The sequence below is a fragment of the Mesorhizobium sp. P170090 genome (assembly GCF_057786115.1).
Genome location: NZ_JBYNWH010000001.1, coordinates 2,437,289 through 2,463,811 on the forward strand (window position 1 = coordinate 2,437,289; position 26,523 = coordinate 2,463,811).

A 26,523-nucleotide genomic window follows, 5' to 3' on the forward strand; every position below is an offset into this window, starting at 1 on the left:
GCTTGGCCTCAGAAACGCCACGCTGGTGCTGGTTGGCGGCGATCGCGTCACCGCTATCGGCAGTTCCGACTAGCGTGGTGTCGTGGGTCCTGGTTTTGCGCGGAAAGCCGTGTTGCGGCCGGCCGGTATCACGGCGTCCTACTCCGTTGTGCTCGCTTTTTTTCTGCGCCGATTGGTGTGCGACTGGGCGACGGCCATTCGTAATTCGGGTGTGATCTCCAAAGGCGCATTCTCTGTCCCATGCGGGTCTTGCAGCCCCTGGACGTGAACGGTCGGGAATGGGAGCTCGATGCCCTGCTCCTTGAAGGCCTGGCGGAGGCGCAAAAAGAACCTGCCTTTCATGCTGAAGGCGCCTCCAGGTCTGGTCGTGACCTTGACCCTCAAGACGATGCCGTACTCGCCGAACTCCTGCACCCCCTGCATCTTGATCGGTTCGATCACCCAGTGTTTGAACTCCGGATCTTCCGCCAGTTCCAGGCCAATTCGCTTGATCAGTTTGCGAGCAAAGTCGATATCGGTGTCATAGCCAACGGTGATGTTGAATTTGTCGGTGACCCAGTCACGGCTCTGGTTCTGCACGGCGCCGAGTTCGCCGAAAGGTATCGTGAACAGCGGACCACGATGGTGGCGCAGCTTCACCGAGCGCAGCGAAAAGCTCTCCACCGTACCCCTGTAGCTGCCCGATGAAATGTATTCGCCGACACGGAAAGCATCGTCGAGCAGATAAAACACGCCAGAGATCACGTCCTTGACGATGGTTTGCGCGCCAAAACCCACCGCGACGCCGACGACGCCGGCGCCGGCGATCAGCGGGCCGATCTGGATGCCGATCGAAGCGAGCATCATCAGCACCGCCATCACGATGATCACTGCTAGCAGAATGTTCTGGATGATCGGCAACAGCGTGTGCAGCCGCGCCTGATGCGGATCGAGGGTGAGGATGTCTTCTTCGCTCACCACCGCTTGCGGTATCGCGACGCCCAGCTTTCGTTCGATCAAGGCTTTGATGATCGACCAGCCGAAATCGGCAGCAAGGGCAATGACCACGACGTTGATCAAGCCGCGCAATATGAGCATGGTGGTCGTATCGCTGCCGCGCATGGATTGCATGTCCAGGCCCAGTACGCGTGCGAGAAGGTAAGCCGCCGCGAGGATGAAAATCATCCGGATACCGCGATCGATGACAGCGATCGTCACCGCCGGGATCGTCGGCCGGCCCGCATCTTCCGAACCGGGCCGCAGGACGAAATTAACCCCGCGCTCTGTCAGCACAATTGCCAAAGGCAGGAAGAATGCGGTGAAGGTAAACCAGAAGAATGTGTAGAGGCCGGCAATGCGTTCGAGGAACAGAACGACGAAGTAAGCCGTCAACAACCATGTCACTGCCGTGTGACCGCTGTGGCGCGCGCCGTCTCGCTGCGTTCTTGGCCGACGCCAAATGGCCAGCAGGAAGAGCAACAGCAGGATGAAATCGGCGCCCACCGACAGGACCATCATTCCGTCCTGGTCTATGCCGAGACCCGGCAAGAGGACAAACGCGGCGGCGAAGAAGGCGAAAACGCCGACGATCCGGGGCAGCCAATAAGCCCAATGGTCAGCAGCTCCGTTGGTGATCGGCAGGGCACGAACCTCGATGGCGTGCTCGACCTCCATGAAAGAAGGGACGAGCGTGGCCATCACGTATAGGCGCACAGCCCACGTAAAGACCGCAGCCATCAGAAATGTCAGCACAATCTCGCGGATGAGCGCTGGCCAGTCGAACAGCATGAACGCACCGGCGCTGCCCAGCGCGAACGAGCCGATCATCATGCTGGAATAAAGCGTGCGGCCGCCGATCTTCTTGGCCCGCCCGATGGGCGTATCTCTGGGTTGCGCGATGATCCAAAGACGAAATGGACGGGTGAGCTTGTATATTGCCCAGGTGAGCGCCAGGCCGGCAGCGATAAAGATCGCAATCAGCACCAATATGCTGACGGGGCCCTTGCTGGACATATCGTCCATTGTCTGGGCCCGGACGCGCGCGAACTGGCCTGGCAGTGTGGGCACGGTTCGCACGATTTTCTCGATGTGATGCTTGATCCGATCGAGCGTCGAGGATGCCATTGTATTCATCTGGCCCGGTGCGGCCACGGCGTCGGCCGGCGGAGCGCCAGCCGCAGCAGGCGCTTCCGTTGATCCAGCGGCCGGATTTCGTTGCTCGGCCACCCAGGCCTTCACCGACGGATCGTCGAGAAGCTCGAACAGCTGTTTGACCTTGTCGGGCGCGACGGCGGCCGGTGACTGCGCCTGTGCCGGGCCAGCCAGCAGGAGGGCGATCCCAAGGACGAACGGCCCGGCAATCAGGGCAAACTTCGTCGTCAGGCCTCCGAGACGCCGTGCCGGGCGCGCCAGCTTGCTGGCTCCCAATCGTCGATTCATGAGCAGCATCGTGCGGTAACCTTCCGGTCAGATCGGCGAGCAAGGACAGCTATGTCCGTCGTTGCCCCCACCTTTAACAAGCCGATGTTGCGGTGCAAGTCTCATCGCACCTAGACCGTTGGGTAGGGCACCAGGCGACCGGCAAGGCTGTCATCACCAGTGCCAGCGTTGCGCTGCATTCCTTGTCCCGACCACCTAGACCGGGTCGTTGTCGGTCGGGGGTTGCTCCGCGGCGGGAGCCTGTGACCATGCCGCATTGCACAATTTTGCGACCTTGCCCACAATGCACGCATGGTCCGCAGCTCACTCGCCGTCCTGGTCATCGACGAAAACCGTATCCGCGCCGCGATCATCGAGGCAGGTTTGCGCGAGGCCGGCCATGAGCGGGTCACCGTCATCCACGACGTGACCGGCATTGCGCGGCGCATCGCCGAGATCGAGCCGGACGTCATCGTCATCGATCTGGAAAACCCGAACCGCGACATGCTGGAAAACATGTTCCAGCTGTCGCGTGCGGTGAAGCGGCCGATCGCCATGTTCGTCGACCGATCGGACCAGGCATCGATCGAAGCGGCGGTCGATGCCGGCGTTTCGGCCTATGTGGTCGACGGCCTCAGGCAAGAGCGCGTCAAGCCGATCCTGGACATGGCGGTCAGCCGCTTCAACGCTTTCTCGCGCATGGCGCGCGAGCTGGAAGAGGTTCGAGGGGAGCTTGAGAGCCGCAAGGTGATCGACCGTGCCAAGGGCATCCTGATGAAGTCGCGCGGCCTGACCGAAGAGGCCGCCTACACGCTGCTGCGCAAGACGGCGATGAACCAGAACCGCAAGATCGGCGACATTGCCCAGAGCCTGGTGACTGCCGCCGGGCTGCTCGGGCCGTCGGAGGACGAATGAGCATGAGCGCCGAGCACCAGATCACCGCCGGCTTCATGCCGCTCTTCGACAGTGCCGTGCTGGTTGCGGCGGGTGAGCTTGGATTTGCCGCACGCGAGGGCATCGATCTCACACTGCACCGCGAGACCTCCTGGGCCAACATCCGCGACCGCATCGCCATCGGCCATTTCCACCTGGCGCACATGCTGGGGCCGATGCCGCTCGCCTGCAATCTCGGGCTGACGCCGCTTGCTTCCGAGACCATCGTGCCGTTTTCGCTCGGGCTTGGCGGCAATTGCGTCACCATCTCCAACGCTGTCTGGGAAGGCATGGCGGCACACGGCGCCATACCCGATCTCGAGCCCGCGCGCGCGGGCGCAGCCCTCGGTGCCTTCATTCGCGACCGCGCCGGGGCTGGCGGCGATCCGCTGCGCTTTGCCGTGGTGCACCCGCATTCGGGGCATAATTACGAACTGCGCTACTGGCTTGCCGGGTGCGGCATCGATCCGGAGCGCGAGATCGAGATCGTCATCGTGCCGCCGCCCTTCATGGCCGATGCGCTGGCCGCTGGGCGGATCGACGGCTACTGCGTCGGCGAGCCCTGGAACAGCGCCTCGGTCGCTGCCGGCACCGGCCATATCGTCACCGTCAAGGCGCTGCTGTGGCGCAACAGTCCGGAGAAGGTGATCGGCGTGCGCAAGGCCTGGTCGCAGGAGAACCCGGTCGCGCTGGCAGCATTGCTGCGCGCGCTGCATCATTCGGCGCGCTGGTGCCAGGATCGGGGCAACCACGCCGAACTGGCTGGTGTGATGGCTCAAGCTGGCTTCCTCGGCCTGCCACCAGCTGTCCAGATGCCGATCCTGACCGGCCATCTTGAACTGGGCGGCGGCGCCGAACTGGATGTCGACGACTTCTTCCTGCCCTTCGACAAGGCGGCGAACTTTCCGTGGAAGAGCCATGCGCTGTGGTTCTATACGCAGATGGTGCGCTGGGGGCATGTCGAGCACACGCCGGAAAACCTTGCTATCGCCCGTGACTGCTACCGTCCGGACCTCTACCGCTCGGCGCTAAAGCCGCTTGGCGTTGCACTTCCCGGCGCCAATGCGAAGGTCGAGGGCGCGCTTAAGGTCGCTACGGCTGTCGGTGCGACCGGGGCAGGCCTGGTGCTTGGGCCAGACGGCTTCTTCGACGGTCAGACCTTCGACCCCGACGAGATCGACGGCTATATAGCGCGCCAGAAAGCCGCTCGCGCGGAAGCCTGATCATTCTCGCGCCATTCTTGTGCATTGCACAAAAAATGTGCGTGCGATTGCTGTAATGAACAATCTTTGACCTGCTTCCGATGTCGTCTCGCGTGCCGGCGTCTGGCGCGTAATGTTGATTTCATTTAGGTTTTTCGTTTCACTCAAAACTGGCACGGTTCCTGCTTTGAATTAGCCAGGCCCTTCGCGGGTCACGGAACAGGCGTCCAATGGCGGGCGCCACAGGCAAAGCTGCCGCTCAGGTCAACGACGCGATCCCGGATGTACGGACGCGCGAGGCCTGGACGGCGGCTTTTTTGTTTTGGCCACTCGACGAAGCCCTCGCGTTCAACCGGAGATTACGATGAAAGAAAAAATAGGGAAATGGATCGGGACGGGAACATCGCTCAAGGATGTGACGCGCCGCGATTTTCTTGTCAGCAGCGCCAGGACGGCCGGCCTGTTCGTGGCGGCCCGCAAGCTCTTCCCCTCGGGCGCCTATGCCGCCACGACCGCTCCGGAGGTCACCGGCGCCAAGCTCGGCTTCATCGCGCTGACCGACGCGGCGCCGCTGATGATCGCCAAGGAGAAGGGGCTGTTCGCCAAGTTCGGCATGCCCGATGTCGAGGTGCTCAAGCAGGCCTCCTGGGGCGCGACGCGCGACAATCTGATGCTCGGCGGCGCAGCCAACGGCATCGACGGCGCTCACATCCTGACGCCGCTGCCCTATCTCATGCACACCGGCAAGGTGACGCAGAACAACCAGCCGATGCCGATGGCTATCGTGGCGCGGCTCAACTACGACTGCCAGGGCATTTCGGTTGCGCAGGAATACGCCGGCACCGGTGTCGGCCTCGACGCCTCCAAGCTGAAGGACGCCTTCGCCGCCAAGAAGGCGGCCGGCAAGGAAATCAAGGCCGCCATGACGTTCCCGGGCGGCACCCATGATTTGTGGCTCCGTTACTGGCTGGCCGCCGGCGGCATCGATCCCGACAAGGACGTCTCGACCATTGTCGTGCCGCCGCCGCAGATGGTCGCCAACATGAAAGTCGGCAACATGGACGTGTTCTGCGTTGGCGAACCGTGGAACGAACAGCTCGTCCACCAGGGCGTTGGTTTCACCGCCGCCACCACCGGCGAACTGTGGAAGGGTCATCCCGAAAAGGCGCTCGGCCTCCGCGCCGAATTCATCGACAAATACCCTAACGCCACCAAGGCGATCATGATGGCCGTCATGGAGGCCCAGCAATGGTGCGAGGCCACGGAGAACAAGGACGAGATGGCCGCCATCATCGGCAAGCGGCAATGGATGAACGTGCCTGTCGCCGACATTATCGGCCGCCTCAAGGGCGACATCAACTACGGCAACGGCCGCGTGGCCACCGGCACTGACCTCTACATGAAATTCTGGAAGGGTGGCGTTTCCTATCCCTACAAGAGCCACGACAGCTGGTTCCTCGCCGAAAACATCCGTTGGGGAAAATTCGCGCCGACCACCGACATCAAGACGCTGGTCGATCAGGTCAATCGCGAGGATATCTGGCGCGAGGCGGCGAAGGATCTCGGCGTTGCCGCAGCCGATATTCCGGCCTCGTCGTCGCGCGGCGTCGAGACCTTCTTCGACGGCAAGATTTTCGACCCGGCCAACCCGTCGGCCTATCTCGACAGCTTGAAGATCAAGGCATCGGCTTGACCTGCGCAAACGGCGCGTTGCGCCGTTTGTCGCCCCAGCGCAACGGCGCTTCGCCGTTGTCGCCCGCATCGACCCCGGAGTTATTGTCAGACATGTCCATCCAAGCCATTGAGGAAACCACGGTGAAGGCGTTCCCCGCCAAGCCTGCCGCGGTCATCGCTTTCACCGCCAAAGCGCGGCGCCGCTTCGACCCGATCGCGATCGCCGGCAGGCTGGCCACCGCCCTGGTGCCGCCGGTCATCGTTATCGCCTTCATGCTGGTCGTGTGGCAGATCGCCTGCTCGTCGCCGACCGCCAGCCTACCGCCGCCCAGCCAGGTGTGGAACGAGGCCTATGACCTGATCGCGCATCCGTTCTTCAACAACGGCCCGCAGGATATCGGCCTTGCGTGGCGGGTGCTGATCTCTCTGCAGCGCGTCGCCATCGGCTTCGGCCTAGCGGCGATCGTCGGCGTCGCGCTCGGCGCCCTGGTCGGCCAGTCGATCTGGGCCATGCGTGGCCTCGATCCGGTGTTCCAGATACTGCGCACCGTGCCGCCGCTGGCCTGGTTGCCGCTGTCGCTGGCTGCTTTCCGCGATTCCAGCCCGTCGGCGCTGTTCGTTATCTTCATCACCTCGATCTGGCCGATCATCATCAACACCGCCGTCGGCGTGCGAAACATTCCGGAAGACTACCGCAACGTCTCGCGCATCTTGCGGCTCAACCAGTTCGAATTCTTCGTCAAGATCATGGTTCCGGCCGCCGCACCCTACATCTTCACCGGCCTCAGAATCGGCATCGGCCTGTCCTGGCTCGCCATCGTCGCCGCCGAAATGCTGACCGGCGGCGTCGGCATCGGCTTCTTCATCTGGGACGCCTGGAACTCGTCGCGGCTGCCCGACATCATCGTCGCGCTCGCCTATATCGGCGTCACCGGCTTCTGCCTCGACCGCCTGGTCGCTGCGGTCGGCGCTTTCGTCACCCGCGGCACAACGGCAAAGTGAGGAGAGGGCGATGACGGCCTATCTGAAGCTCGACCATATCGACAAATCCTTTGCCCGCGGCAGTCAGGTCAGCGAGGTGCTCAAGGACATCAGGCTGACCATCGACAAGGGCGAATTCGTCTCCATCATCGGCCATTCCGGCTGTGGCAAGTCGACCTTGCTCAATCTGATCGCCGGGCTGACCAAGGTTTCCGCCGGCGCCGTGCTGCTTGAAAACAAGGAGGTCGACAGCCCCGGACCCGAGCGCGCCGTGGTGTTCCAGAACCACAGCCTGCTGCCATGGCTCACCGTCTACGAAAACATCAGCCTGGCGGTGTCGAAAGTCTTTGGCCGTTCCAAGAGCAGGACCGAGCGACATGACTGGATCATGCGCAATCTCGATCTCGTGCAGATGGCCCATGCCAAGGACAAGCGGCCGGCCGAAATATCGGGCGGCATGAAGCAGCGCGTCGGCATTGCCCGGGCGCTTGCCATGGAGCCGAAGATCCTTTTGCTCGACGAGCCGTTCGGGGCACTCGACGCGCTGACGCGCGCCCATCTGCAGGATGCGGTTATGGACATCCATTCCAGGCTCGGCTCGACGACGATCATGATCACCCACGATGTCGACGAGGCGGTGCTGTTGTCCGACCGCATCGTCATGATGACCAACGGTCCGGCGGCGACAATCGGCGAGGTGCTTGCGGTGCCGCTGCTGCGGCCGCGTCGACGCGTCGAACTCTCTTCCGACCGCACCTTCCTGCGCTGCCGCGAAGCGGTGCTGAAGTTCCTCTATGAACGCCACCGCTTCGTCGAAGCCGCGGAGTAACGCCATGACCGAAAAACTCGTCATCATCGGCAACGGCATGGCCCCCGGGCGCATGCTGGAGCATCTGCTCGAACAGGCGCCGGGCCGCTACACCGTGACCATTTTCAACGCCGAGCCGCGGGTGAACTACGACCGCATCATGCTGTCGCCGGTTCTCTCCGGCGAAAAGGCCTATGAGGAAATCATCATCCACGGCGACGGCTGGTACATCGCCAACAACATCACCCTCTACAAAGGTCACAAGATCGTCGCCATCGACCGGGCGGCCAAGACAGTCACCTCCGATCACGGCGTCACCGAGCCTTACGACAAGCTCGTCATCGCCACCGGATCGGTGCCCTTTATCGTTCCGGTGCCCGGCCATGATCTGCCGGGGGTGCTGACCTATCGCGACCTCGACGATGTTCAGGCCATGATGCTTGCCGCCCAGTCGCGCGCCAAGGCCGTGGTCATCGGCGGCGGCCTGCTCGGGCTGGAGGCGGCAGCAGGTTTGAACGCCCAAGGCATGGACGTCACCGTGCTGCATGTCATGCCGACATTGATGGAGCGTCAGCTCGATCCAGCCGCCGGCTATCTCCTGCAGCGCGCGGTGGAACAGCGCGGCATCAAGGTCATCACCAAGGCCAACACCCAGGCGATCACCGGCAACGGCAAGGTCGGGCAGGTGGAGCTTGCCGACGGCACTATTATCCCGGCAACGCTGGTGGTGATGGCGGTTGGCATCCGGCCGAATGCGGCGCTGGCCAGGGAGGCCGGCATAGCCGTCAATCGTGGTATTGTCGTCGATGCCGGCATGCGCAGCAATGACCCCGACATCTACGCGCTCGGCGAATGCGCCGAGGTCTACGGCCAGGTCTACGGGCTGGTCGCGCCGCTCTATGAGATGGCGCGCGTTGCCGCGAACCAGTTGGCCGGCAACGAGGCAGCGGCCTTCGTCCACATGGACACGCCGACCAAGCTCAAGGTCACCGGCATCGACCTGTTCTCGCTTGGCGACTTCGCCGAAGGCGAGGACCGCCAGGAGATCGTGCTGCGCGATGCCGCCGCCGGCGTCTACAAGCGCCTTGTGCTCAAGGACGACCGCATCATCGGCACCGTGCTTTATGGCGAGACGGCGGATGGGGCCTGGTTCAACGATCTCAAGAAGAAGCAGACCGACATATCGGAGATGCGCGACACGCTCATCTTCGGCCAGTCCTACCAGGGGGGTGCCCCGCTGGACCCTATGGCGGCCGTTGCAGCCTTGCCGGATGATGCGGAAATCTGCGGCTGCAACGGCGTTTGCAAGGGCAAGATCACCGGCGCGATCACGGCCAAGGGCCTGGCTTCGCTCGACGACGTGCGCGCCCACACCAAGGCATCGGCTTCCTGCGGTTCGTGCACCGGGCTGGTCGAGAAGCTGATGGTGCTGACCATCGGCGACAAATACAACCCGGCCGCCGTGCAACCGATGTGCGGCTGCACAACGCTCGGCCATGACGAGGTGCGCCGGCTGATCATCGCCAAGAGCCTGAAGAACATTCCCGCCGTCATGCAGGAGCTGGAATGGACGACCTCCTGCGGCTGCGCAAAATGTCGGCCGGCGCTCAACTACTACCTCGTCTGCGACTGGCCGAACGATTACGCCGACGACTATCAGTCGCGCTTCATCAACGAACGCGTCCACGCCAACATCCAGAAGGACGGCACCTATTCGGTGGTGCCGCGCATGTGGGGCGGCGTCACCAACGCCGCCGAACTGCGCGCCATCGCCGACGTCGTCGACAAGTTCGAGATACCGATGGTCAAGGTCACCGGCGGCCAGCGCATCGACATGCTGGGCATCCGCAAGGAGGATCTGCCGGCGGTGTGGGCCGATCTCGGCCAGGCCGGCTTCGTCTCAGGCCATGCTTACGCCAAGGGCCTGCGCACGGTGAAGACCTGTGTCGGCTCCGACTGGTGCCGCTTCGGCACGCAGGATTCGACCGGCCTCGGCATTCGCATCGAGAAATTCATGTGGGGCTCGTGGACCCCGGCCAAGGTCAAAATGGCGGTGTCGGGCTGTCCGCGTAACTGCGCCGAGGCGACCTGCAAGGATGTCGGCGTGATCTGTGTCGACAGTGGCTACGAGATCCATTTCGCCGGCGCCGCCGGCCTCGACATCAAGGGCACCGAAGTGCTTGGCCTGGTCAAGACCGAGGACGAGGCGCTGGAGCATATCGTGGCGCTGACGCAGATGTATCGCGAGCAGGGCCGCTATCTCGAGCGCATCTACAAATGGGCCAAGCGCATCGGCATCCCCGAGATCAAGCGCCAGATCATGGACGACGGTGCAAAGCGCAAGGCCTATTACGAGCGCTTCGTCTTCAGCCAGAAATTCGCCCAGGTCGACCCGTGGTCGGAACGCGTCTCCGGCAAGGACAAGCACGAGTTCCGGCCAATGGCTTCTGTCGGGTTTGCGCAGGCGGCGGAGTGATCAAAATGGACTGGATATCGATCGGCTCACTCTCCGACATCCCGCGGCGTGGCGCGCGCTGCGTCGACACACCCGAGGGTAAGATCGCCGTCTTCCGCACGCAGGACGATCAGGTCTACGCCATCGACGATCATTGCCCGCACAGAGGTGGGCCGCTGAGCCAAGGCATCGTCCACGGCACCGCCGTCACCTGTCCCTTGCACAATTGGGTCATCTCGCTGGAGACGGGCAAGGCGCTCGGCGCCGACGAGGGCGCCGTGCGCACCATTCCTGTGCGGATCGAGGGCGAGCTCCTGTTCATTGCGCTGAAAGCGCTGGCCAGCCGCGCGGCCTGAAGCATGGAACTGGGCGAAGCGCGCGAGGTGAGGACCACCTGCCCCTATTGCGGGGTGGGTTGCGGCGTGCTGGCGAAAGTCGCCGCGGACCGTGAAGTCAGCGTCCGCGGCGACCCCGACCATCCAGCGAATTTCGGCCGGCTCTGCTCCAAGGGCTCGGCCCTGGCCGAAACCATCGACCTCGACGGCAGGCTGCTCTACCCCGAAATCCACGGTCGCCGTGCCGGCTGGGACGAGGCGCTCGACCGCGTCGCTTCGACCTTTTCGCAAACCATCGCCGAGCACGGTCCTGACTCCGTCGCCTTCTATGTCTCCGGCCAGTTGCTGACCGAAGACTACTATGTCGCCAACAAGCTGATGAAGGGCTTCATCGGCTCGGCCAACATCGACACCAATTCGCGGCTATGCATGGCCTCCTCGGTTGCCGGCCACCGCCGCGCCTTCGGCTCCGACACCGTGCCCGGCACCTACGAGGATCTCGAGCTCGCCGACCTGATCGTGCTGGTCGGCTCCAATCTCGCCTGGTGCCATCCCGTGCTCTTCCAGCGCATCGCGGCGGCCCGGGAAAAACGACCGGAGATGAAGGTCGTGCTGGTCGACCCGCGCCGCACCATGACCGCTGATATCGCCGACATTCACCTGGCGATCGCGCCGGATGGCGACGTTGCTTTGTTCACTGGTCTGCTCGCCTGGCTCGGCCAGCACAACGCACTCGACCGCGCTTACATCACCGCCCACACGACCGGCTTCGGGCAAGCGCTCTTCGCCGCCTCGAAACTCGATCTTGCCGGCGTTGCCGCCGCCACCGGCTTGAGCGAAGAGGAGCTTGCCCGCTTCTATAGCCTGTTTGCCACCACCGCAAAGACAGTGACGGTCTACAGCCAAGGCGTGAACCAGTCGTCTTCGGGCACTGACAAGGTCAACGCCATCATCAACTGCCATCTCGCCACCGGCCGCATCGGCAAACCTGGGGCAGGACCGTTTTCAGTGACCGGCCAGCCCAACGCCATGGGCGGCCGCGAGGTCGGCGGCATGGCCAATATGCTGGCCGCCCATATGGAGATCGAAAACCCCGAGCACCGCGACCGCGTGCAGCGTTTCTGGAATGCGCCGGCCGTCGCCCAAAAGCCCGGTCTGAAGGCGGTCGAGATGTTTCAGGCGGTGGCCGACGGGCGCATCAAGGCGCTGTGGATCATGGCCACCAACCCGGTCGATTCGATGCCGGATGCCGATGCCGTCGAGGCAGCGATCAAGGCCTGCCCGTTTGTCGCGGTTTCGGATGTGCTGGCGAGCACGGACACCGTGCGCCACGGCCATGTGCGGCTGCCCGCCGCCGCATGGGGCGAGAAGGACGGCACCGTGACCAATTCAGAGCGCCGCATCTCGCGCCAGCGCAGCTTTCTTGCGGTGCCTGGTGAGGCGCGGCCGGATTGGTTGATCGTCGCCGAGGTGGGCAAGCGGATGGGGTTTGACGAGGCGTTTTCCTATTCGTCGCCAGCGGAAATCTTCGCCGAACACGCCGCGCTATCCGGGTTCGAGAATGACGGCGCACGGGATTTCGATACTGGTGGTTATGCTGGTGTTGATAAGGAGGCCTATGCAGCGCTTGAGCCTTTCCAATGGCCGGCGCCGAGCCCAGCCATCCCCCTCTGGCCTGCCGGCCATCTCCCCCGCAAGGGGGGAGATCAGCCGTCGCCTCGGCCTTCGCCAATTACCAACGATGCAGAAGATATGCCGGCGTCAAAGCTGCCAATCTCCCCCCTTGCGGGGGAGATGTCCGGCAGGACAGAGGGGGGTGTTCAAGCGGGACTTGACCCTTCCAACACCCGCTTCTTCGCCAACGGCAATTTCTACAATCCCGACCGCAAGGCCCGCTTCATCGCCATTCGTCCCATCGTCGAGACACGCACCAGCCCGGACTATCCGCTGATCCTCAACACCGGCCGCGTTCGCGACCATTGGCACACAATGACCCGCACCGGCAAAAGCCCACGTCTCTCCCAGCACATGGCCGAGCCCTTCGTCGAGATCCACCCGGCGGATGCCACGCATCACGGCATTGGCGACGCCGACATCGTGCGCGTCTCCAGCCCGCGCGGCGATGTGCTGGTGCGCGCGCTGGTGACGGCACGCCAGCGCCAGGGGAGCGTGTTTGCGCCGATGCACTGGACTGACCAGTTTTCGGCAAAGGGCCGGCTCGATGCGCTGACCGCGCCTCTGACCGATCCGGTTTCCGGTCAGCCTGCGCTGAAACATGTCGGCGCCCGTATCGAGAAATTCGCCGCGAGAGCCTTCGGCTTCGCTGTGGTGCGCCACAAGCCGGTGCCGGTCGCAGCAGATTACTGGGCCGTGGCCAAATGCACGGGCGGCTGGCGGGTGGAGCTTGCCTTTGCTGACGACGACATCGACTGGGCTGGTTTTGCTGGTTCGCTGTTCGATGTTCCCGTAGCCGATATGCTCGCATATCACGACCGTGATACCGGCCAGCATCGTATTGCTGCCTTCGACGACCAGCACCTCGCCGGGGCTTTGTTTATCGCGTCGGGACCGGTGGCGGTTTCGCGAAGCTGGGCGGCACAGCAACTCCAGGAAGTTCACACCAGCCAGCGCGAACGCTTCAGGATCGTCGCCGGTCGCGCCGGCGCCGATCGGCCCGATGCGGGCGCGACCGTCTGCTCCTGTTTCAACGTCGGGGTCAACCAGATCGTGGCGGCAGTGGCGGCCGGGTGCACGACAGTCGAAGCCATAGGCGGCGCCCTGAAGGCCGGCACCAATTGCGGCTCCTGCCGGTCCGAGATCCGGGCGGTCATCCAGGCCAATCGGGTTCAGGCTGCGGAGTAGATGCGGCTGGCTGGGGAGGGGATCTGACGATATCCTCTTGGGCCACCATGGTCATCGATTGCGGTGGCGGTCCTTTTCGGGCCGCCATGAGCGCGCCGGCAAGGGGGATCACCTGGCTTGGCTGTCTAATCCAGCCGGTCGCGCAGGATGCTCCAGGGGAGCAGCATATTCGGTGCATAGCGCACGAGGCTGTGCAGCGGGATCGGCGATGGTGCGGCGAAAGGGAGCGGCAAATCCCTTGCGTCCGTTCCGCTCGCCCAGTCCGCCAACACCTTGCCCATTGCCGTGGTCATGGCGATGCCGCGGCCGTTGCAGGCGAAGCCGGCGATCAGGCCCGGGCCGAGGTCGATGAGACGCGGCAGGAAATCCGGCACCACCGCCGCCACGCCTGTCCAGCTGTAGGCAAGCGGCGGCAGGTCAGGCAAATCGAGATGCCTGGCGAGCCGTCGCCAAATCGTTTGCGGCACGCGCGTCTCGGCGCCGGCGCCGACGACATGCATGCCGCCGCTGATCAGCCGGTTCTGGCCATCGAAGCGGCACGTGAACAGGTTGCGCCTGGTGTCGCCAACGCCCTGGCCGCCGGGCAGCAGGCGCGCGCGTATGGCGCGCGACAGCGGCGCAGTGGCGATCTGGAAGACTTTCAGCGGGATATAGGTCCGCGCCAGTGTCGGGTTCAGCTCTCCACCATAGGCGTTGGTGGCGACCAAGACCTTGCCCGCTCGCACAGTGCCGGACGCCGTCTTCAAGGCCCAGCCATCCGGAGTGCGGTCGATGGAAGTGACACGCGTCTGCTCGAAGATGCGTGCGCCAGCCTTTTCCGCGGCGTCGGCCAGGCCGCGCGCATACTCGACCGGATTGAGGACGCCGCCCGAGTTGTCCATCCAACCGCCGGAGTAGCCGTCGATGCCGGTGAGCTCCGTGACCGCCATGGCATCGAGCGCAACGGTCGGCCTGCCCCGCGCCGCCCATTGCGCGGCGCGCGATCGCGTCTTTTCCAGCGCGGCGGACGAATGCGCCGGCTGGATCCAACCATTCTGCACAGCGTCGCATTCGATGCCGTGCCGCTTGATCAGCCCGAAGACCAGGTCGGCGCTGCCGGCGGCGAAGTCAACCAGGCGCCCGCCGCGCTCGGGTCCGAGTTCAGCGATGATGTCGTCTGGATCCCGCTTGGCGAAGTTCGGAACGACGAAGCCGGCATTCCGGCCGGTCGCACCCCAAGCAAGGAATTCGGCTTCAAGGACCGCGACCGAAAGCCCTTTCTCGGCGGCATGCAATGCCGTCGAGAGGCCGGAAAAGCCGCCGCCAACGATTGCGAGATCGACGTCGAGCCCGCCTTGCAGCGTGCCCCGGTCGCGGCGGTTGCGGCTGACGGCATGCCAGAGTGAAACGCCATGCACGTCTTGCCGGATCATGGCATTCATGGTCCGGCCTCGTTCTCGCTGGCCGCCGCCTTTGTCTGTTTGCCGGGCTTCGGCCGGCGCGGCCGGTCGCCGAACAATCCGTTAGGCCGGATCAGCAGGATGACGCAGAGCATGACGCCGATGGCGACGATCTGCAGTGAGGCCGCGCGTGCCTGCTGCTCGGGCGCAAACAGCACGCTGGTCAGCGTGCCCGACCCCGCCCATATCGCCCAGACCAGGATGCTGCCGGCAATGGCGCCGGCATTGCTGCCCGAGCCGCCGACGATCAGCATCACCCAGACCTGGAAGGTCAGGATCGGCAGATAGTTATCGGGCGCGATGAAGCCGGTGAAATGCGCCTGCAAAGCGCCGGCCAGCGCCATGATGGCGCCGCCGACGGCAAAGGCCTGGACGCGGTAGAAGCGCGCGCTCTTGCCCAGCGAAATCGCCGCTCGCTCGTCCTCGCGCAGCGCCTTGAGCACGCGGCCCCAGGGGCTGCGCGACAGGTGCTCCAGAGCGAGATAGGCGATCAGCGTCACAGCCGAAACGACCGCAAGGTTCGACAGGTTGAACAGCAGCGGCGTTTCGGCAAGGCCGCCGAACGGGCGCGGGATGAAACCGATGCCGAACGGGCCGCCGGTGAGTTTCTGCGCGTTGAGCGCGACCAGCTGCACGACGACGGCGACGCCGAAGGTGGTGATCGCCAGGTAGTCTGATCGCAGACGCAGCGTGGCCATGCCGGTAATTGCTGCGGCGATACCGCCGACGATCATGGCGCCCGCCCAGCCGGCCAGGATCGGCAGACCGAAGCCGCCGAAGCGCGCGGCATCGTCCGGGGTCGTGAGCAGCGCCGATGTATAGGCACCGATGGCGACGAAACCGGCAAGGCCGACATTGAACAGGCCGGTCAGCCCCCACTGCAGATTGAGCCCCAGCGTGACCAGCGAAAAGATCAGCGCGGTGGTCAGGAAGAAGGCGCCGTAGCCGAGCAGGTCCATCAGCGTTCCCTCACACCAAACAGGCCGATCGGCCGCACGAACAGCACCGCCATCAGGATGATGAAGGAGATTGCAGCGCGCCATTCGGCGCCGATCAGCTGCACCGCACCGGCTTCGGCAAGACCGATGATCAAGCCGCCGAGCACAGCGCCCGGAATGCTGCCGATGCCGCCGAGGATTGCTGCTGCAAACATCGGCAGCAGCATGTCGAAGCCCATGAACGGGCGGATCTGCACCAGAATGCCGATCATCACGCCGGCCACGCAGGCCAGCGCCCCGCCGATGATCCAGGTGACACGCACAACGGAGGCAACGTCGATGCCGACGATGCGGGCCAGGGCCGCATTTTGGCTCAGCGCCTGCATGGAGCGGCCGGTCTGCGTGCGTGTCATCAACAGATGCACGCCGAGCACCAGCACGGCGGTCAGCAGCAGAAGCGCGATCTGATCGGGCGTGATGCGGATGCCGAAGCCGACCGGCATGGCGATCTGGATCGCGCGGCTGAAATAGGTCGGCCGTGAGCTGAAGGTGAATTCGAGCAGGCTGCGCAGCGCCATCGAGGCGCCGAAGCTCGCCATCACCACGATGATGGCTTGCCCCTGCGAGCGAAGCCGCGAAAACAGCACCTTGTCGAGCAACAGCGCCAGCAGGGCAGTGAAAATCATGCCGACAACCAGCGCAACCAGCAGCGGCCAGCCGAAAGACAGCGGTCCAATGGGCTCCACCTTGCCGAACATCGCGCCGATGGTGCTGACGACGGCGAGCGTCGCATAGGTGCCCCAGGCCATGAAGTCGCCATGGGCGAAGTTCGAGAAGCGCAGGATCGAGTAGGTCAGCGTCACGCCGATGGCGCCTAGGCCGATCATCGAGCCGGTCAGCAGCCCATCGATGACAAATTGCAGGCTCATGCCGCGCCTCCCTTACTGGCGTGAGAAGGGCGTTGGCCGAGATAGAGTTCGGCGACGACAGGATCGTTCCACAATTCGGACGCCACACCCTCGTGCCGATCCTTGCCTTCGACCAGCACATAGGCGCGGTCGCCGATGGCAAGCGCTGCCTTGGCGTTCTGTTCGACCAGCAGGATGGTGACGCCGGACCTGCGGATGCCGGCGAGCATCTCGAACACCATCGATACGAATTTCGGCGACAGGCCGGCCGACGGCTCGTCGAGCACCAGCACCTTGGGATGGACGATCAGCGCGCGTGCGACGGCGAGCATCTGCCGCTGTCCGCCCGACAGATTGCCGGCGGCGGTGCGGCGCTGGCGGACGAGGTCGGGGAAGGCCGTGTACATTTCCTCGATGCGGGCAGGGATTTCGCGTCGCTCGAGGATGCCGCAGGCGACTTTCAGATTGTCCTCGACCGACATCAGCGGGAAGATGTTCTCCGTCTGCGGTACGAAGGCCAGGCCGAGCCGGACCATGGTGTGGGCGGGCGCGGCGGTTATGTCCTTGCCGTCCAGGAACACCGCGCCGCCGGTGATCGGGACAAGGCCGGCGATCGCCTTGATGAAGCTCGACTTGCCGGCGCCGTTGGGGCCGAGCACGACGACGATCTCGCCCTTGCCGACGGTGATCGAGGCGCCGCGCACGATCGGCACGCCAAGCTCATAGCCGGCTTCGAGGTTGCGCACGTCGAGGACGGTCTCGTTCATGTGGCGCCCCCGAGATAAGCCTCGATGACGCGCGGGTCGCGGGCGACTTCCTCTGCCGTGCCTTCGCTGAGCAACTGGCCGCTCGCCATGACGAGGACACGGTGGCAGAGCCGCGTCACCATGTCGATATTGTGCTCGATCAGCAGAAAGGTGATGCCGTGCGCGTTGATGTCGCGGATGCGGTCGATGATGATCTCGAGCAGCGTCGCGTTGACGCCGGCGGCCGGTTCGTCGAGCAGGATGATCGCCGGATCGGCCATCATGACGCGGGCGAGTTCGAGCAGCTTGCGTTGACCGCCGGAAAGCACGCGCGCCGGTTCGTGCGCCAGCCGAGCGAGCGAGACGAGCTCGAGCAGCTCGAGTGCCTTTGCCCTGGCTGCTCTTTCCTGTGCCGCCACTCGCCACGGCGTGACGAAGTTGGCGAGCAATTTTTCGCCGGCTTGGCCCTGCGCCGCCAGCATGATGTTTTCGATCAGCGTCAGATTGGGCAGGGGGCGCGGGATCTGGAAGGTGCGGCCAAGACCACGGCCGATACGCAGATGAGCGGCTTCGCCGGAGACGCGCGTGCCATTGAGCAGGATATCGCCGCTGGTTGGCAATATGCTGCCCGCCAACAGATCGAACATCGTCGTCTTGCCGGCGCCATTCGGCCCGATCAGGCCGAGGATTTCGCCCGCTTTGACATCAAACGAGACATCGTTGACGGCGACAAGGCCGCCAAAACGCCTGACGACGTTTCGTGCCGTCAGAACTGGCGCACGGGTCTCCTGCCGTTGGCGCTCCGCTGCATCGCTCATCAAACCCTCTGGCCGAAGACGATCGTTGTCGCCTCCTGATTTTTGATTTGTGATCACACTTGCTTTGATCACGCTATTCGGCTTTAATTTCATTCGCAAGCCGAAAACGGGGCAAATGCCGGTAATGCAGAAGGCTGCCATCGAAAAGAACAACGAGACGATCGCAGCCCAGCTTACGCCGGTCGGCCGCGAGACGGTGCAGGATCGCGTCTATTCCGAGTTGCGCCGTGCTCTGATCGGTGGCCTTTTCGAGCCGAACCAGGTGCTGACCATCCGCGGTCTTGCCGATGCGCTGGTCACCTCGACCATGCCGGTACGCGAAGCGCTCGGCCGGCTGATCACGGAAAAGGCACTGGAGGCGCTGCCCAACCGTTCCGTGCGCGTGCCGCCGATCACGCTGGAGCGCATCGACGACCTCCTGCGTGCCCGCTCACTCATCGAAGGCGAAGCGATCGCGCTTGCCGCCAGGCGCATGAGCCCGCGCCAGATCGCGTCGATCGAAGCCATGCTGGGCGAATGGGACGAGATGCGGGCCCTGAAGCACAAGAAGGATATCGATCGCGAAGCGACGCTCAACCAGAGCTTCCATTTTGAGATCTACCGCTGCTGCGGCTCGGCTGTGCTGATCCCGATGATCGAAAGCCTCTGGCTTCAATCGGGTCCCTGCATCCGCGTCGCCATCTATGCCTTCTCCGAGGCAGGCGAGGTTGATACCGCCCACTATCATCGTCGAATTGTCGCGGCACTTGCCAAACAGGATGCGCAAGCGGCGCGCGAGGCGCTGGTAGCCGACATCAGCCGCCCCTTCGCCTTCCTGCGCGACAAACTTCAATCGGCGAAGGACTGACATGCCCAAGCCCGCCATCGGCATCACAGAACCACGCTCGAAGCTTTCCGTGACGGCGCTGCTATTGCCCGAAAAGGCGCCGGAGAATGCCGCCTTCCTGCTGGCGTATCTGGCGCAGCCACGCATCATCCCAGGCATCCATGCGATGTGGACAGGACCGGAAATCTCGTGCCCGGTTCCGTCAGCCGATCTCCACGGCCAGGCCTATGCCCAGTCTTTGCCACCGGAGAATGCAACGCTGACGCCGCAGCCCGGCGATATCGTGCTGTCCTATGTGCCGCCACGCGTGTGGGGCGGCAATCCCAATGCCATCTTCGATATCGGCCTGTACTACGGGCAGGGGGCGCGGCTGCTGTTCCCGATCGGCTGGCTGGCCGGCAGCGTGGTCGCGCAAGTGCTTGCCGGAGAGCGCGATCAGTTTGCCGCCGCCTGCGGCGTCATCCGCCGCAACGGCGCCTGTGACATCACCTTCAGCCTGGTGGAGGCCTGAATGGCCGACGACAGTTTCGAACTCTTCGATCTGCGCGTCGAAGCGGTCATCCCCGAGGGCAAGCCGGTCTATTGCGGCGCCAGGGCCGGCGACTATTTCGAACTCAAGGGCGAAATGCTCTCGCTGCCGGCAGGGCAGGGTTTTTCGATCTATTCGATCTCGGCCGTGTTGCCGCTCCTGGCGGCAAAGCAGCGCCCGACGCATGCAAATGACTGGATGACCTCGGATGCCGAGATCGCCTGTCCCGATCCCAATTGCGCCAGCCGGCTCCGCATCGTCAGGCTTGCCAAGCGGCGGTTCAGCCATGCCGAAACCACGGCCGTGCCGCTGCCGAAGGAGACCGACAAGGGATGACCGCCAGGACCATCGAACTCAGCCCCGGCTATGGGATCTCGCGAGTCATCCGCGGTGGCTGGCAGCTGGCCGGCGGGCATGGCGCCGTCGACCGCAGCCAGGCGGTGACCGACCTCATCGCCACTTTCGATGCCGGCATCTGGACCTATGACTGCGCCGACATCTACACCGGCGTCGAGGAACTGATCGGCGCCGCGCGCCTGCGGCTGGCCGGCGAGCGCGGTCTCGATGTCGCGGCCAGGATGAAGGTGCACACCAAGCTGGTGCCGGACCTCGAACGACTGGCAGGCATCAGCCGCGACTACATCAGGGGCATCGTCGATCAGTCGCTTCGCAGGCTCAAGACCGAGCGGATCGACCTCGTGCAGTTTCACTGGTGGGATTATGACCAGCCTCGTTACGTCGAGGCGATGGGTTGGCTCGACGAGCTTCGGCTGGAAGGCAAGGTGCGCAATCTCGGCACCACCAATTTCGATACGCCGAGGCTAGCCGAAATCCTCTCCGCGGGCATCCCGCTGGTCAGCCAGCAACTGCAATATTCAGTGCTCGACCAGCGGCCGGCAAACAGCCTTGCGGGCCTTGCCGCTAAGAACGGTGTCCGCTTCCTCTGCTACGGCTCGGTGGCGGGCGGCTTCCTCAGCGACAAATGGCTTGGCGTGGCCGAGCCCTCCACGCCGCTCGAAAACCGCTCGCTGGTCAAATACAAGCTGATCATCGACGACTTCGGCGGCTGGGAGCTGTTCCAGTCCCTGCTCAAGGCGCTGAAAGCGGTCGGCGATCGCCACGGCGTCGACATTGCCACCATCGCCTCGGCATGGGTGCTCGAGCAGCCGCAGGTCGCGGCCGTCATTGTGGGTGCACGCAACCAGGCACATGCGCTGGCCAATACGAAAATCATGGACGTCGCGCTCGACGCCGACGATCGCGCGCGGATTGCTGCCGCCATCGCACAAGGCACCGGCCTCGCGGGCGATGTCTACGCGCTGGAGCGCGACCGTCATGGCCGCCACGGCTCGATCATGCATTACAACCTCAATGCGGGGAAGAAATGAGCGGAGAGCCTTCCCTTTTTTCGCGTGCCAGCGCTGAAATCATCGACCTGCATCGCTTCTTCGTCGACTGGTTTGTCGCCGCGCGAGCCGACGCTGTGGAGTTCGGCCGCTTCGAGGCTGTCATGGGCGAAGGCCTCACCATGGTGGCGCCGAATGGCCAGATCCTCGATCGCGACGCGGTCGTAGATCATGTCCGGACAAGCCGCGCCACTTGCGACGACGGTTTTGCCATATCGATCGAGGACATCAGGCCGGGTTGGCAGGACGCGGACACGATCGTCATCTTCTACATCGAGGCGCAACTGCGCGCCGGCAAACACAGTCGCCGGCAGTCCAGTGCGGTCTTCACCACCAGTTCATCGGCACCAAACGGCGTCGAATGGCGGCATCTGCATGAGACCTGGCTGCAGGCGCCGGAAGGCTGAACAGGCAAAAGTTCAAACAAAAAAAGGGGAACGGCAATGAAGAAGACGATACTTCAAATCACCACAGCACTGGCTCTCGTGACGATGGCCGGCGCCGCACACGCAGCGGACTGCAAGATCACCGTCGGCCTGGTCATGGAGCTCACCGGTCCGGCCGGCGAATACGGCCAGGCCGGCGCGAAGTCCGTCGAAATGGCCTTCCGCGACATCAATGAAGCCGGTGGCGTACGCGGCTGCGATCTCGCAACCGACACGCGCGACAGCCAGAGCCAGGGCAATATCGCGGTCGATGCCGCGACCCAGCTGGTACAGGTCAAGAAGGTGCCGGTGATCATCGGCGGCATCATCTCCTCGGTGTCGATCCCGATTTTGACCTCGGTCACCGGGCCGGCCAAGATCGTGCAGGTGTCGCCGGCTTCGTCCTCGCCGACGCTGACCGCCCTTGGCCGCGACGGCAAGACCAACGGCATCTTCTTCCGCACCATCACGTCGGATGCGCTGCAAGGCGTGGCCGCCGCCAAATACGCCATCGACAAGGGCTTCAAGAAACTGTCGATCATCCATGTCAACAACGACTTCGGCGTCAACATGGTGGCCGAATTCTCGCGTGCCTACAAAGCGCTCGGCGGCACCATCGTCTCCGACACGCCCTATAATGAAAAGCAGTCGAGCTATGCTTCGGAAGTGACGGCGGCGATGGGAGGCGAGCCGGACGGACTCTACCTCGTCAGCACGCCGGTCGACGGCGCAACGGTCGCCCGCACCTGGATATCGCAGGGCGGCGTGCAGAAATTCCTGCTCAATGACGGCATGAACAGCCCGGACTTCATCGAATCCGTCGGCGCCGATTATCTGAAGGATGCCTATGGTACCTCTTCCGGCACCAGCCCGACGGCATCCACCGACTATTTCCTGAAAAACTACAAGGAGTTTTCGGGCATCGAACCGTCGAACCCGGCAGCCGACCGTTCCTATGATGCCGGCGCCATTGTCGGTCTCGCCATTGCCATTGCCGGCTCCGAGGATCCAGCCAAGATCAAGGATGCCATGTACAAGGCGGTCGATCTTGCCGGCACACCGATCTATGCCGGCAAGGACGAGTTCGCCAAGGCGCTCGGCCTGATCAAGGACGGCAAGCCGATCCGCTATGAAGGCGTCATCGGTCCGGTCAGCTTCGACAAATATGGCGACATCACCGGTCCGTTCCGGCTGTGGAAGATCGTCGACGGCAAGGTGACGACCGACGGTGAAATGACAACCGACGACGTCAACGCGCTGCAGGCGAAATTGCAGTAGCGCCGGTACATTGTCCGGCGCGATCTCCGTTCGATCTCTGGGAGATCGACGCCGGACAAGCAGTCCAACATCGGCGCTAGTTACGCGGTCAAGCGCGAAATCAGCCGGGTCAATATAACGACAGGCGGCTGGCCGGGCATGAAGACCTGCGGATTGGAGAGGGCGCCGACGATATGACCCACATAGTCTGATTTGTCGTAGCCGATTGACGATATCGGGTAGGCGTCGAAATTGGTCAGGGACACATTGTCGAAGCCATAGAGGCGGAAGCGGCTGGGCCGGTTGTCGGGGAAATCCGCCCGGCAGACATCCAGAACACCCATGGCCATCGCGTCGGACGTACAAAAGACCGCATCGGGACAGCCGCGTCCCGTCAGGCCGGCGGCTGCCGCATAGCCCGACTCGTAGGAATAGTCTCCCTGGACCGTCTGCAGCAGTTCAATTCCATGATGCCGGAACGCTTCGAGGTAGTGGCCGATGCGCAGCTGTTCGACCCGCGAGGACGAACGGCCGGTCAGCAGGCTGGCCGTGCGCGCGCGCTTGGCCGCCGCATCCGCCACGGCCTCGGCGATGCCGACGCCTTCATCGGGAATGACGGTGGGTGACAGATCGTCATGCAGTCCGTTCAGCATGATGACCAGGTCCGAGCGAAACATGCGCCGCACCGTCGCTGCATCGGCAAAGTCGGAGAACACCACGGCGGCATCGACATGATAGGCAACGCCGTTGCGCAGAAAATCCTCGACCCCTTCCGCCGAGCCGATGCGGATGAGGATGACCTGCTTGCCGATCGACTGGATTGCGTCGAGCAGCCGGTCGAACAGGTCGAGATCTGAAAGGTCGTGAATGTGGTTGACCACGACGGCAACCAGATTGACGGTCTTGGTGGTCAGGCTTTGCGCCAGGAGATTGGGTTTGTAGCCGAGCTGCGCGGCGGCCTGCACGACACGTTCGCGTTTGTCCGCCGAGACCGGTCGCGGTCCGCTCGACAGCGCACGGCTGGCCGCGGCACGCGACACGCCTGCCAGCCGCGCGACATCGGCGATCGTTGCGACGGCGCCTCGACTGTGCGCCGATCGGTTGCCGGTAGTGGGTGTCACCACAGCGGGTTGAGCGCCGGCGGGTTGGAGCCCGGCCCCCACCACTTCTTGTAGGTCGCCTCGTAGGTGCCTGACTGGATGAAGTCGGACACGAACATGTCGAGCCAGCGGACGAATTCGGGATCGCCCTTGGCGACCGCGATGCCGATCGGATCGTTGGAATAGAGGCCAGGCAGCGTCACCAGGCTCGGTGTCTTGGTTGCGAGGTAATCGAGCAGCGAGGAATCCTCGATCGCCGCATCGACGCGCTTCTGTTGCAGCTGCAGAACCCCGTCGGGCGCGAACTGGTCGACATAGACGAGCTCTGCGTCCGGCACGGCTGCCTTGAGGAAGGTTTCGCCCGTGGTGCCGCGGCCGACGACAACCTTCTTGCCGGCGAGCCCCTTGAGGTCGGTTATCCCGGCATCCTTCTGGACGATGACGCGCAGCCCGGCCCGGTTGTAGGGGATGGTGAAGTTGACGGTCTTGGCCCGCTCGAGCGTTGCCGAGGTGTTTGCGACCGCGACATCGATCTGTCCCGACACCAGCATGGAAATACGCGCATCGCCCGAGACGTCGACGAACTCGACCGGCACGCCGAGCTTTTGCGCCAGCAGCGTCGCGACATCGACATCGTAGCCGACAGGGTTGTTTTGTGCATCGCGAAAGCCGATCGGCTCGCCGCCGAGCGATACGCCGATGCGAATGGTGCCGCGTGAGCGGATGTCGTCAATCATGCCGGCAAGGGCTGGAAATGCCGAACCGGCCACGATGGCCAGCGCGGCGAAGGCACGCAGTACGGTTTTCATGGTTCCTCTCCTTATTTTCAAGTGACGCGTCTTGCCGCCCGCAATTCGGGTGCGGACATGGAATCCTTCCAGAGCCAGTAGCGGACCTCGCCCTCGCATCTGAAATTCACCACCTCGTGGTTCTGCTCGGCGTCGACGGCGTGGATGACCACTCCGGCCAGGAAGCCGGTGTCGAGTTCAGCCAGTTCCTCGACCGCCAGCGCGACCGCATCCGACAAGGATCGGCCAAGCTTCATGGCCAGCACGACGGTCCGTGCGGTGGCGCAGCGCATCGTCATCTCGCCGGTATGGGTGCACGCCGCCGCGCCATAGCGGCTGTCGGCGTAAAAGCCTGCGCCGGGAATGGGAGAATCGCCGAGCCGGCCCGGATATTTCCACGCCCAGCCCGAGGTCGAAGTCGCGGCATGGATGCCGCGCCGCGCATCCGCCGACAGGAAGACGGTGGTGTCGCGGACGCGCTCGGGATCGGTTATAGTACGGCTGAGCGGCGCCAGATCGATATTGGGGAATTTCGCCAGCTGTTGCGGTGTGAGTTCCTGTTGCAGCCGCTCCCACCAGACGCGCCTGGAGTCCTCGAACAAGACTTTGTCTTCGGCAAAGCCGATTTCGCTGGCAAAGCGCTGCGCCCCTTCGCCGGTCAGTATCACATGCGGCAGGCGCTTCATCACCTGGTGCGCCAGGGCAGCGACCGCCAAGGTCCTTGGCACAGCGCCGACTGAACCGACCTCTCTTGTATTGCCATCCATGACGCCGGCGTCGAACTCCATCTCGCCCAGCATGTTCGGCCAGCCGCCATAGCCGACGCTTCGAACCTTGACCTCCTTCTCCACCATGCCGATGCCGGCAACCATCGCGTCCAGGCTGACGGCGCCATCGCGCAGCATTTGCACCGAGGTTTCGAATCCCGGCCATGCTTCGTTGTTGGCTAACAGCAGCATTCCTAGTCCTTGCGCATCTTGGAGAGAAACTGCGCAACCCGCGGCTGCGCCCGGCCGCCGTCCGCGGCGAAGAAACGATCCGTTGGCAGATCGACCACCAGCCTGCCCTTGTCGAGGAAGACGATGCGGTTGGAAATCTCGCGCGCGAATTCGATCTCGTGGGTGACGAACAGCATCGTCGTGCCTTGCGCGGCGAGCTTTGCCAGGATGGCCAGCACCTCGGAAGTCATTTCCGGGTCGAGCGCGCTGGTCACTTCATCGAGCAGCAGATAGCGCGGCTGCATGGCGAGCGCCCGGCAGATGCCGACACGCTGGCGCTGCCCGCCCGACAACTGCGCGGGGTAGGCGTTGGCCCGATCGGCGAGGCCGACGGACTCGAGCAGCTTGCGCGCCAGCGCCTCGGCCTCAGGGCGCGGCATCTTCAGCACCTCGATCGGGGCGAGCGTAATGTTCTGAAGCGCGCTCATATGCGGATAGAGGTTGAACAGCTGGAAGACGGTGCCTGAGCGCTTGCGCGCCTCGGCCAGCTCCTTCGGCTTGCTGACATCGAAATCGTCGACCGTGATGCGGCCCGACTTCAGCTTTTCGAGGCCGTTGATGCAACGGATCAGTGTCGACTTGCCGGACCCCGACGACCCGAGGATCGAGACCACTTCGCCGGGCGCGATCGTCAGGTCGACGCCGTCCAGCACAGTGACCTCGCCGAACGCTTTGTGCACGTTTTCGATCTTGAGCAT

The 26,523-nt window shown here is 63.8% G+C and carries 24 protein-coding genes; 14 read left to right on the plus strand and 10 right to left on the minus strand.

Features of this window, described 5'->3' with window-relative positions; all coding sequences use genetic code 11:
• Positions 1–138: 138 nt before the first annotated feature.
• Positions 139–2,427, minus strand: coding sequence for a mechanosensitive ion channel family protein (locus tag AC3EML_RS11545; protein ID WP_023738358.1), 2,289 nt, complete (start codon positions 2,425–2,427; stop codon positions 139–141).
• Positions 2,428–2,709: 282 nt separating this feature from the next.
• Here AC3EML_RS11545 and AC3EML_RS11550 point away from each other — a divergent pair, with 282 nt between their 5' ends.
• From AC3EML_RS11550 to AC3EML_RS11585, 8 genes are all read left to right on the plus strand, one after another.
• Positions 2,710–3,312: an ANTAR domain-containing response regulator gene (locus tag AC3EML_RS11550; protein WP_023667842.1), complete on the plus strand. Its 603-nt coding sequence runs from the start codon at positions 2,710–2,712 to the stop codon at positions 3,310–3,312.
• Between the two features lie 2 nt (positions 3,313–3,314).
• Complete coding sequence (locus tag AC3EML_RS11555; protein ID WP_352521184.1) at positions 3,315–4,553, plus strand: CmpA/NrtA family ABC transporter substrate-binding protein; 1,239 nt, start codon at positions 3,315–3,317, stop codon at positions 4,551–4,553.
• A gap of 343 nt (positions 4,554–4,896) precedes the next feature.
• Positions 4,897–6,225 carry a CmpA/NrtA family ABC transporter substrate-binding protein gene (locus AC3EML_RS11560; protein WP_352521185.1) on the plus strand — a complete coding sequence of 443 codons (1,329 nt, stop codon included), beginning with the start codon at positions 4,897–4,899 and terminating at the stop codon, positions 6,223–6,225.
• 92 nt (positions 6,226–6,317) lie between these two features.
• Positions 6,318–7,208, plus strand: a complete 891-nt coding sequence (ntrB, locus tag AC3EML_RS11565) for a nitrate ABC transporter permease (protein WP_023682697.1) — start codon at positions 6,318–6,320, stop codon at positions 7,206–7,208.
• A gap of 10 nt (positions 7,209–7,218) precedes the next feature.
• Positions 7,219–8,016, plus strand: a complete 798-nt coding sequence (locus AC3EML_RS11570; protein WP_023751804.1) for an ABC transporter ATP-binding protein — start codon at positions 7,219–7,221, stop codon at positions 8,014–8,016.
• A gap of 4 nt (positions 8,017–8,020) precedes the next feature.
• Complete coding sequence (gene nirB, locus AC3EML_RS11575; protein ID WP_352521186.1) at positions 8,021–10,471, plus strand: nitrite reductase large subunit NirB; 2,451 nt, start codon at positions 8,021–8,023, stop codon at positions 10,469–10,471.
• Between the two features lie 5 nt (positions 10,472–10,476).
• Entirely contained in the window at positions 10,477–10,806 is a 330-nt protein-coding gene (gene nirD / locus AC3EML_RS11580; protein WP_023686954.1) for a nitrite reductase small subunit NirD, read from the plus strand.
• A gap of 3 nt (positions 10,807–10,809) precedes the next feature.
• On the plus strand, positions 10,810–13,647 hold the full coding sequence (locus AC3EML_RS11585; protein ID WP_352521187.1) for a nitrate reductase: 2,838 nt from the start codon (positions 10,810–10,812) through the stop codon (positions 13,645–13,647).
• A 125-nt stretch (positions 13,648–13,772) separates the two neighbouring features.
• Here AC3EML_RS11585 and AC3EML_RS11590 read toward each other — a convergent pair whose 3' ends face one another.
• The 5 genes from AC3EML_RS11590 to AC3EML_RS11610 are packed head-to-tail and all read right to left on the minus strand — an operon-like array spanning position 13,773 to position 18,496.
• Positions 13,773–15,068 (minus strand): NAD(P)/FAD-dependent oxidoreductase, encoded by a 1,296-nt coding sequence (locus AC3EML_RS11590; protein ID WP_352521188.1) that lies wholly within the window; start codon positions 15,066–15,068, stop codon positions 13,773–13,775.
• Positions 15,065–16,048, minus strand: a complete 984-nt coding sequence (locus AC3EML_RS11595) for a branched-chain amino acid ABC transporter permease (protein WP_352521299.1) — start codon at positions 16,046–16,048, stop codon at positions 15,065–15,067. Before AC3EML_RS11595 ends, AC3EML_RS11590 begins: the two co-directional genes overlap by 4 nt.
• Entirely contained in the window at positions 16,045–16,953 is a 909-nt protein-coding gene (locus AC3EML_RS11600; protein WP_352521189.1) for a branched-chain amino acid ABC transporter permease, read from the minus strand. The genes AC3EML_RS11595 and AC3EML_RS11600 overlap by 4 nt, the downstream gene beginning before the upstream one ends.
• Positions 16,950–17,699 carry a branched-chain amino acid ABC transporter ATP-binding protein gene (locus AC3EML_RS11605; RefSeq protein WP_352521190.1) on the minus strand — a complete coding sequence of 250 codons (750 nt, stop codon included), beginning with the start codon at positions 17,697–17,699 and terminating at the stop codon, positions 16,950–16,952. The genes AC3EML_RS11600 and AC3EML_RS11605 overlap by 4 nt, the downstream gene beginning before the upstream one ends.
• Positions 17,696–18,496, minus strand: a complete 801-nt coding sequence (locus tag AC3EML_RS11610) for an ABC transporter ATP-binding protein (RefSeq protein ID WP_023735676.1) — start codon at positions 18,494–18,496, stop codon at positions 17,696–17,698. The genes AC3EML_RS11605 and AC3EML_RS11610 overlap by 4 nt, the downstream gene beginning before the upstream one ends.
• 124 nt (positions 18,497–18,620) lie before the next feature.
• Here AC3EML_RS11610 and AC3EML_RS11615 point away from each other — a divergent pair, with 124 nt between their 5' ends.
• The 6 genes from AC3EML_RS11615 to AC3EML_RS11640 are packed head-to-tail and all read left to right on the plus strand — an operon-like array spanning position 18,621 to position 22,960.
• Positions 18,621–19,343: a GntR family transcriptional regulator gene (locus AC3EML_RS11615; RefSeq protein WP_023686960.1), complete on the plus strand. Its 723-nt coding sequence runs from the start codon at positions 18,621–18,623 to the stop codon at positions 19,341–19,343.
• Position 19,344: 1 nt separating this feature from the next.
• A complete protein-coding gene (locus AC3EML_RS11620) occupies positions 19,345–19,833 on the plus strand; it encodes a DUF3830 family protein (RefSeq protein WP_023667857.1) in 489 nt (162 codons plus the stop codon).
• Positions 19,834–20,187 carry a TIGR04076 family protein gene (locus AC3EML_RS11625; protein WP_023667858.1) on the plus strand — a complete coding sequence of 118 codons (354 nt, stop codon included), beginning with the start codon at positions 19,834–19,836 and terminating at the stop codon, positions 20,185–20,187. It abuts the gene before it with no gap.
• Positions 20,184–21,239 carry an aldo/keto reductase gene (locus AC3EML_RS11630; RefSeq protein ID WP_023667859.1) on the plus strand — a complete coding sequence of 352 codons (1,056 nt, stop codon included), beginning with the start codon at positions 20,184–20,186 and terminating at the stop codon, positions 21,237–21,239. The genes AC3EML_RS11625 and AC3EML_RS11630 overlap by 4 nt, the downstream gene beginning before the upstream one ends.
• The gene (locus AC3EML_RS11635; RefSeq protein ID WP_023667860.1) at positions 21,236–21,664 is read left to right on the plus strand and encodes a hypothetical protein; all 429 of its coding nucleotides are present in this window, start codon (positions 21,236–21,238) and stop codon (positions 21,662–21,664) included. The genes AC3EML_RS11630 and AC3EML_RS11635 overlap by 4 nt, the downstream gene beginning before the upstream one ends.
• A 36-nt stretch (positions 21,665–21,700) precedes the next feature.
• Positions 21,701–22,960: an ABC transporter substrate-binding protein gene (locus AC3EML_RS11640; RefSeq protein WP_352521191.1), complete on the plus strand. Its 1,260-nt coding sequence runs from the start codon at positions 21,701–21,703 to the stop codon at positions 22,958–22,960.
• Positions 22,961–23,040: 80 nt separating this feature from the next.
• Here the strand turns inward: AC3EML_RS11640 and AC3EML_RS11645 are convergent, their stop codons facing one another.
• Genes AC3EML_RS11645 through AC3EML_RS11660 form a run of 4 tightly spaced genes read right to left on the minus strand, consistent with a single transcriptional unit; the run spans position 23,041 to position 26,523 of the window.
• Positions 23,041–24,063, minus strand: coding sequence for a LacI family DNA-binding transcriptional regulator (locus AC3EML_RS11645; RefSeq protein ID WP_023714894.1), 1,023 nt, complete (start codon positions 24,061–24,063; stop codon positions 23,041–23,043).
• The gene (locus AC3EML_RS11650) at positions 24,057–24,848 is read right to left on the minus strand and encodes a transporter substrate-binding domain-containing protein (RefSeq protein ID WP_023667863.1); all 792 of its coding nucleotides are present in this window, start codon (positions 24,846–24,848) and stop codon (positions 24,057–24,059) included. Before AC3EML_RS11650 ends, AC3EML_RS11645 begins: the two co-directional genes overlap by 7 nt.
• Positions 24,849–24,865: 17 nt before the next feature.
• Positions 24,866–25,786, minus strand: a complete 921-nt coding sequence (locus AC3EML_RS11655) for an isoaspartyl peptidase/L-asparaginase (protein ID WP_023807550.1) — start codon at positions 25,784–25,786, stop codon at positions 24,866–24,868.
• A 2-nt stretch (positions 25,787–25,788) separates the two neighbouring features.
• Positions 25,789–26,523 (minus strand): amino acid ABC transporter ATP-binding protein, encoded by a 735-nt coding sequence (locus AC3EML_RS11660; protein ID WP_023699816.1) that lies wholly within the window; start codon positions 26,521–26,523, stop codon positions 25,789–25,791.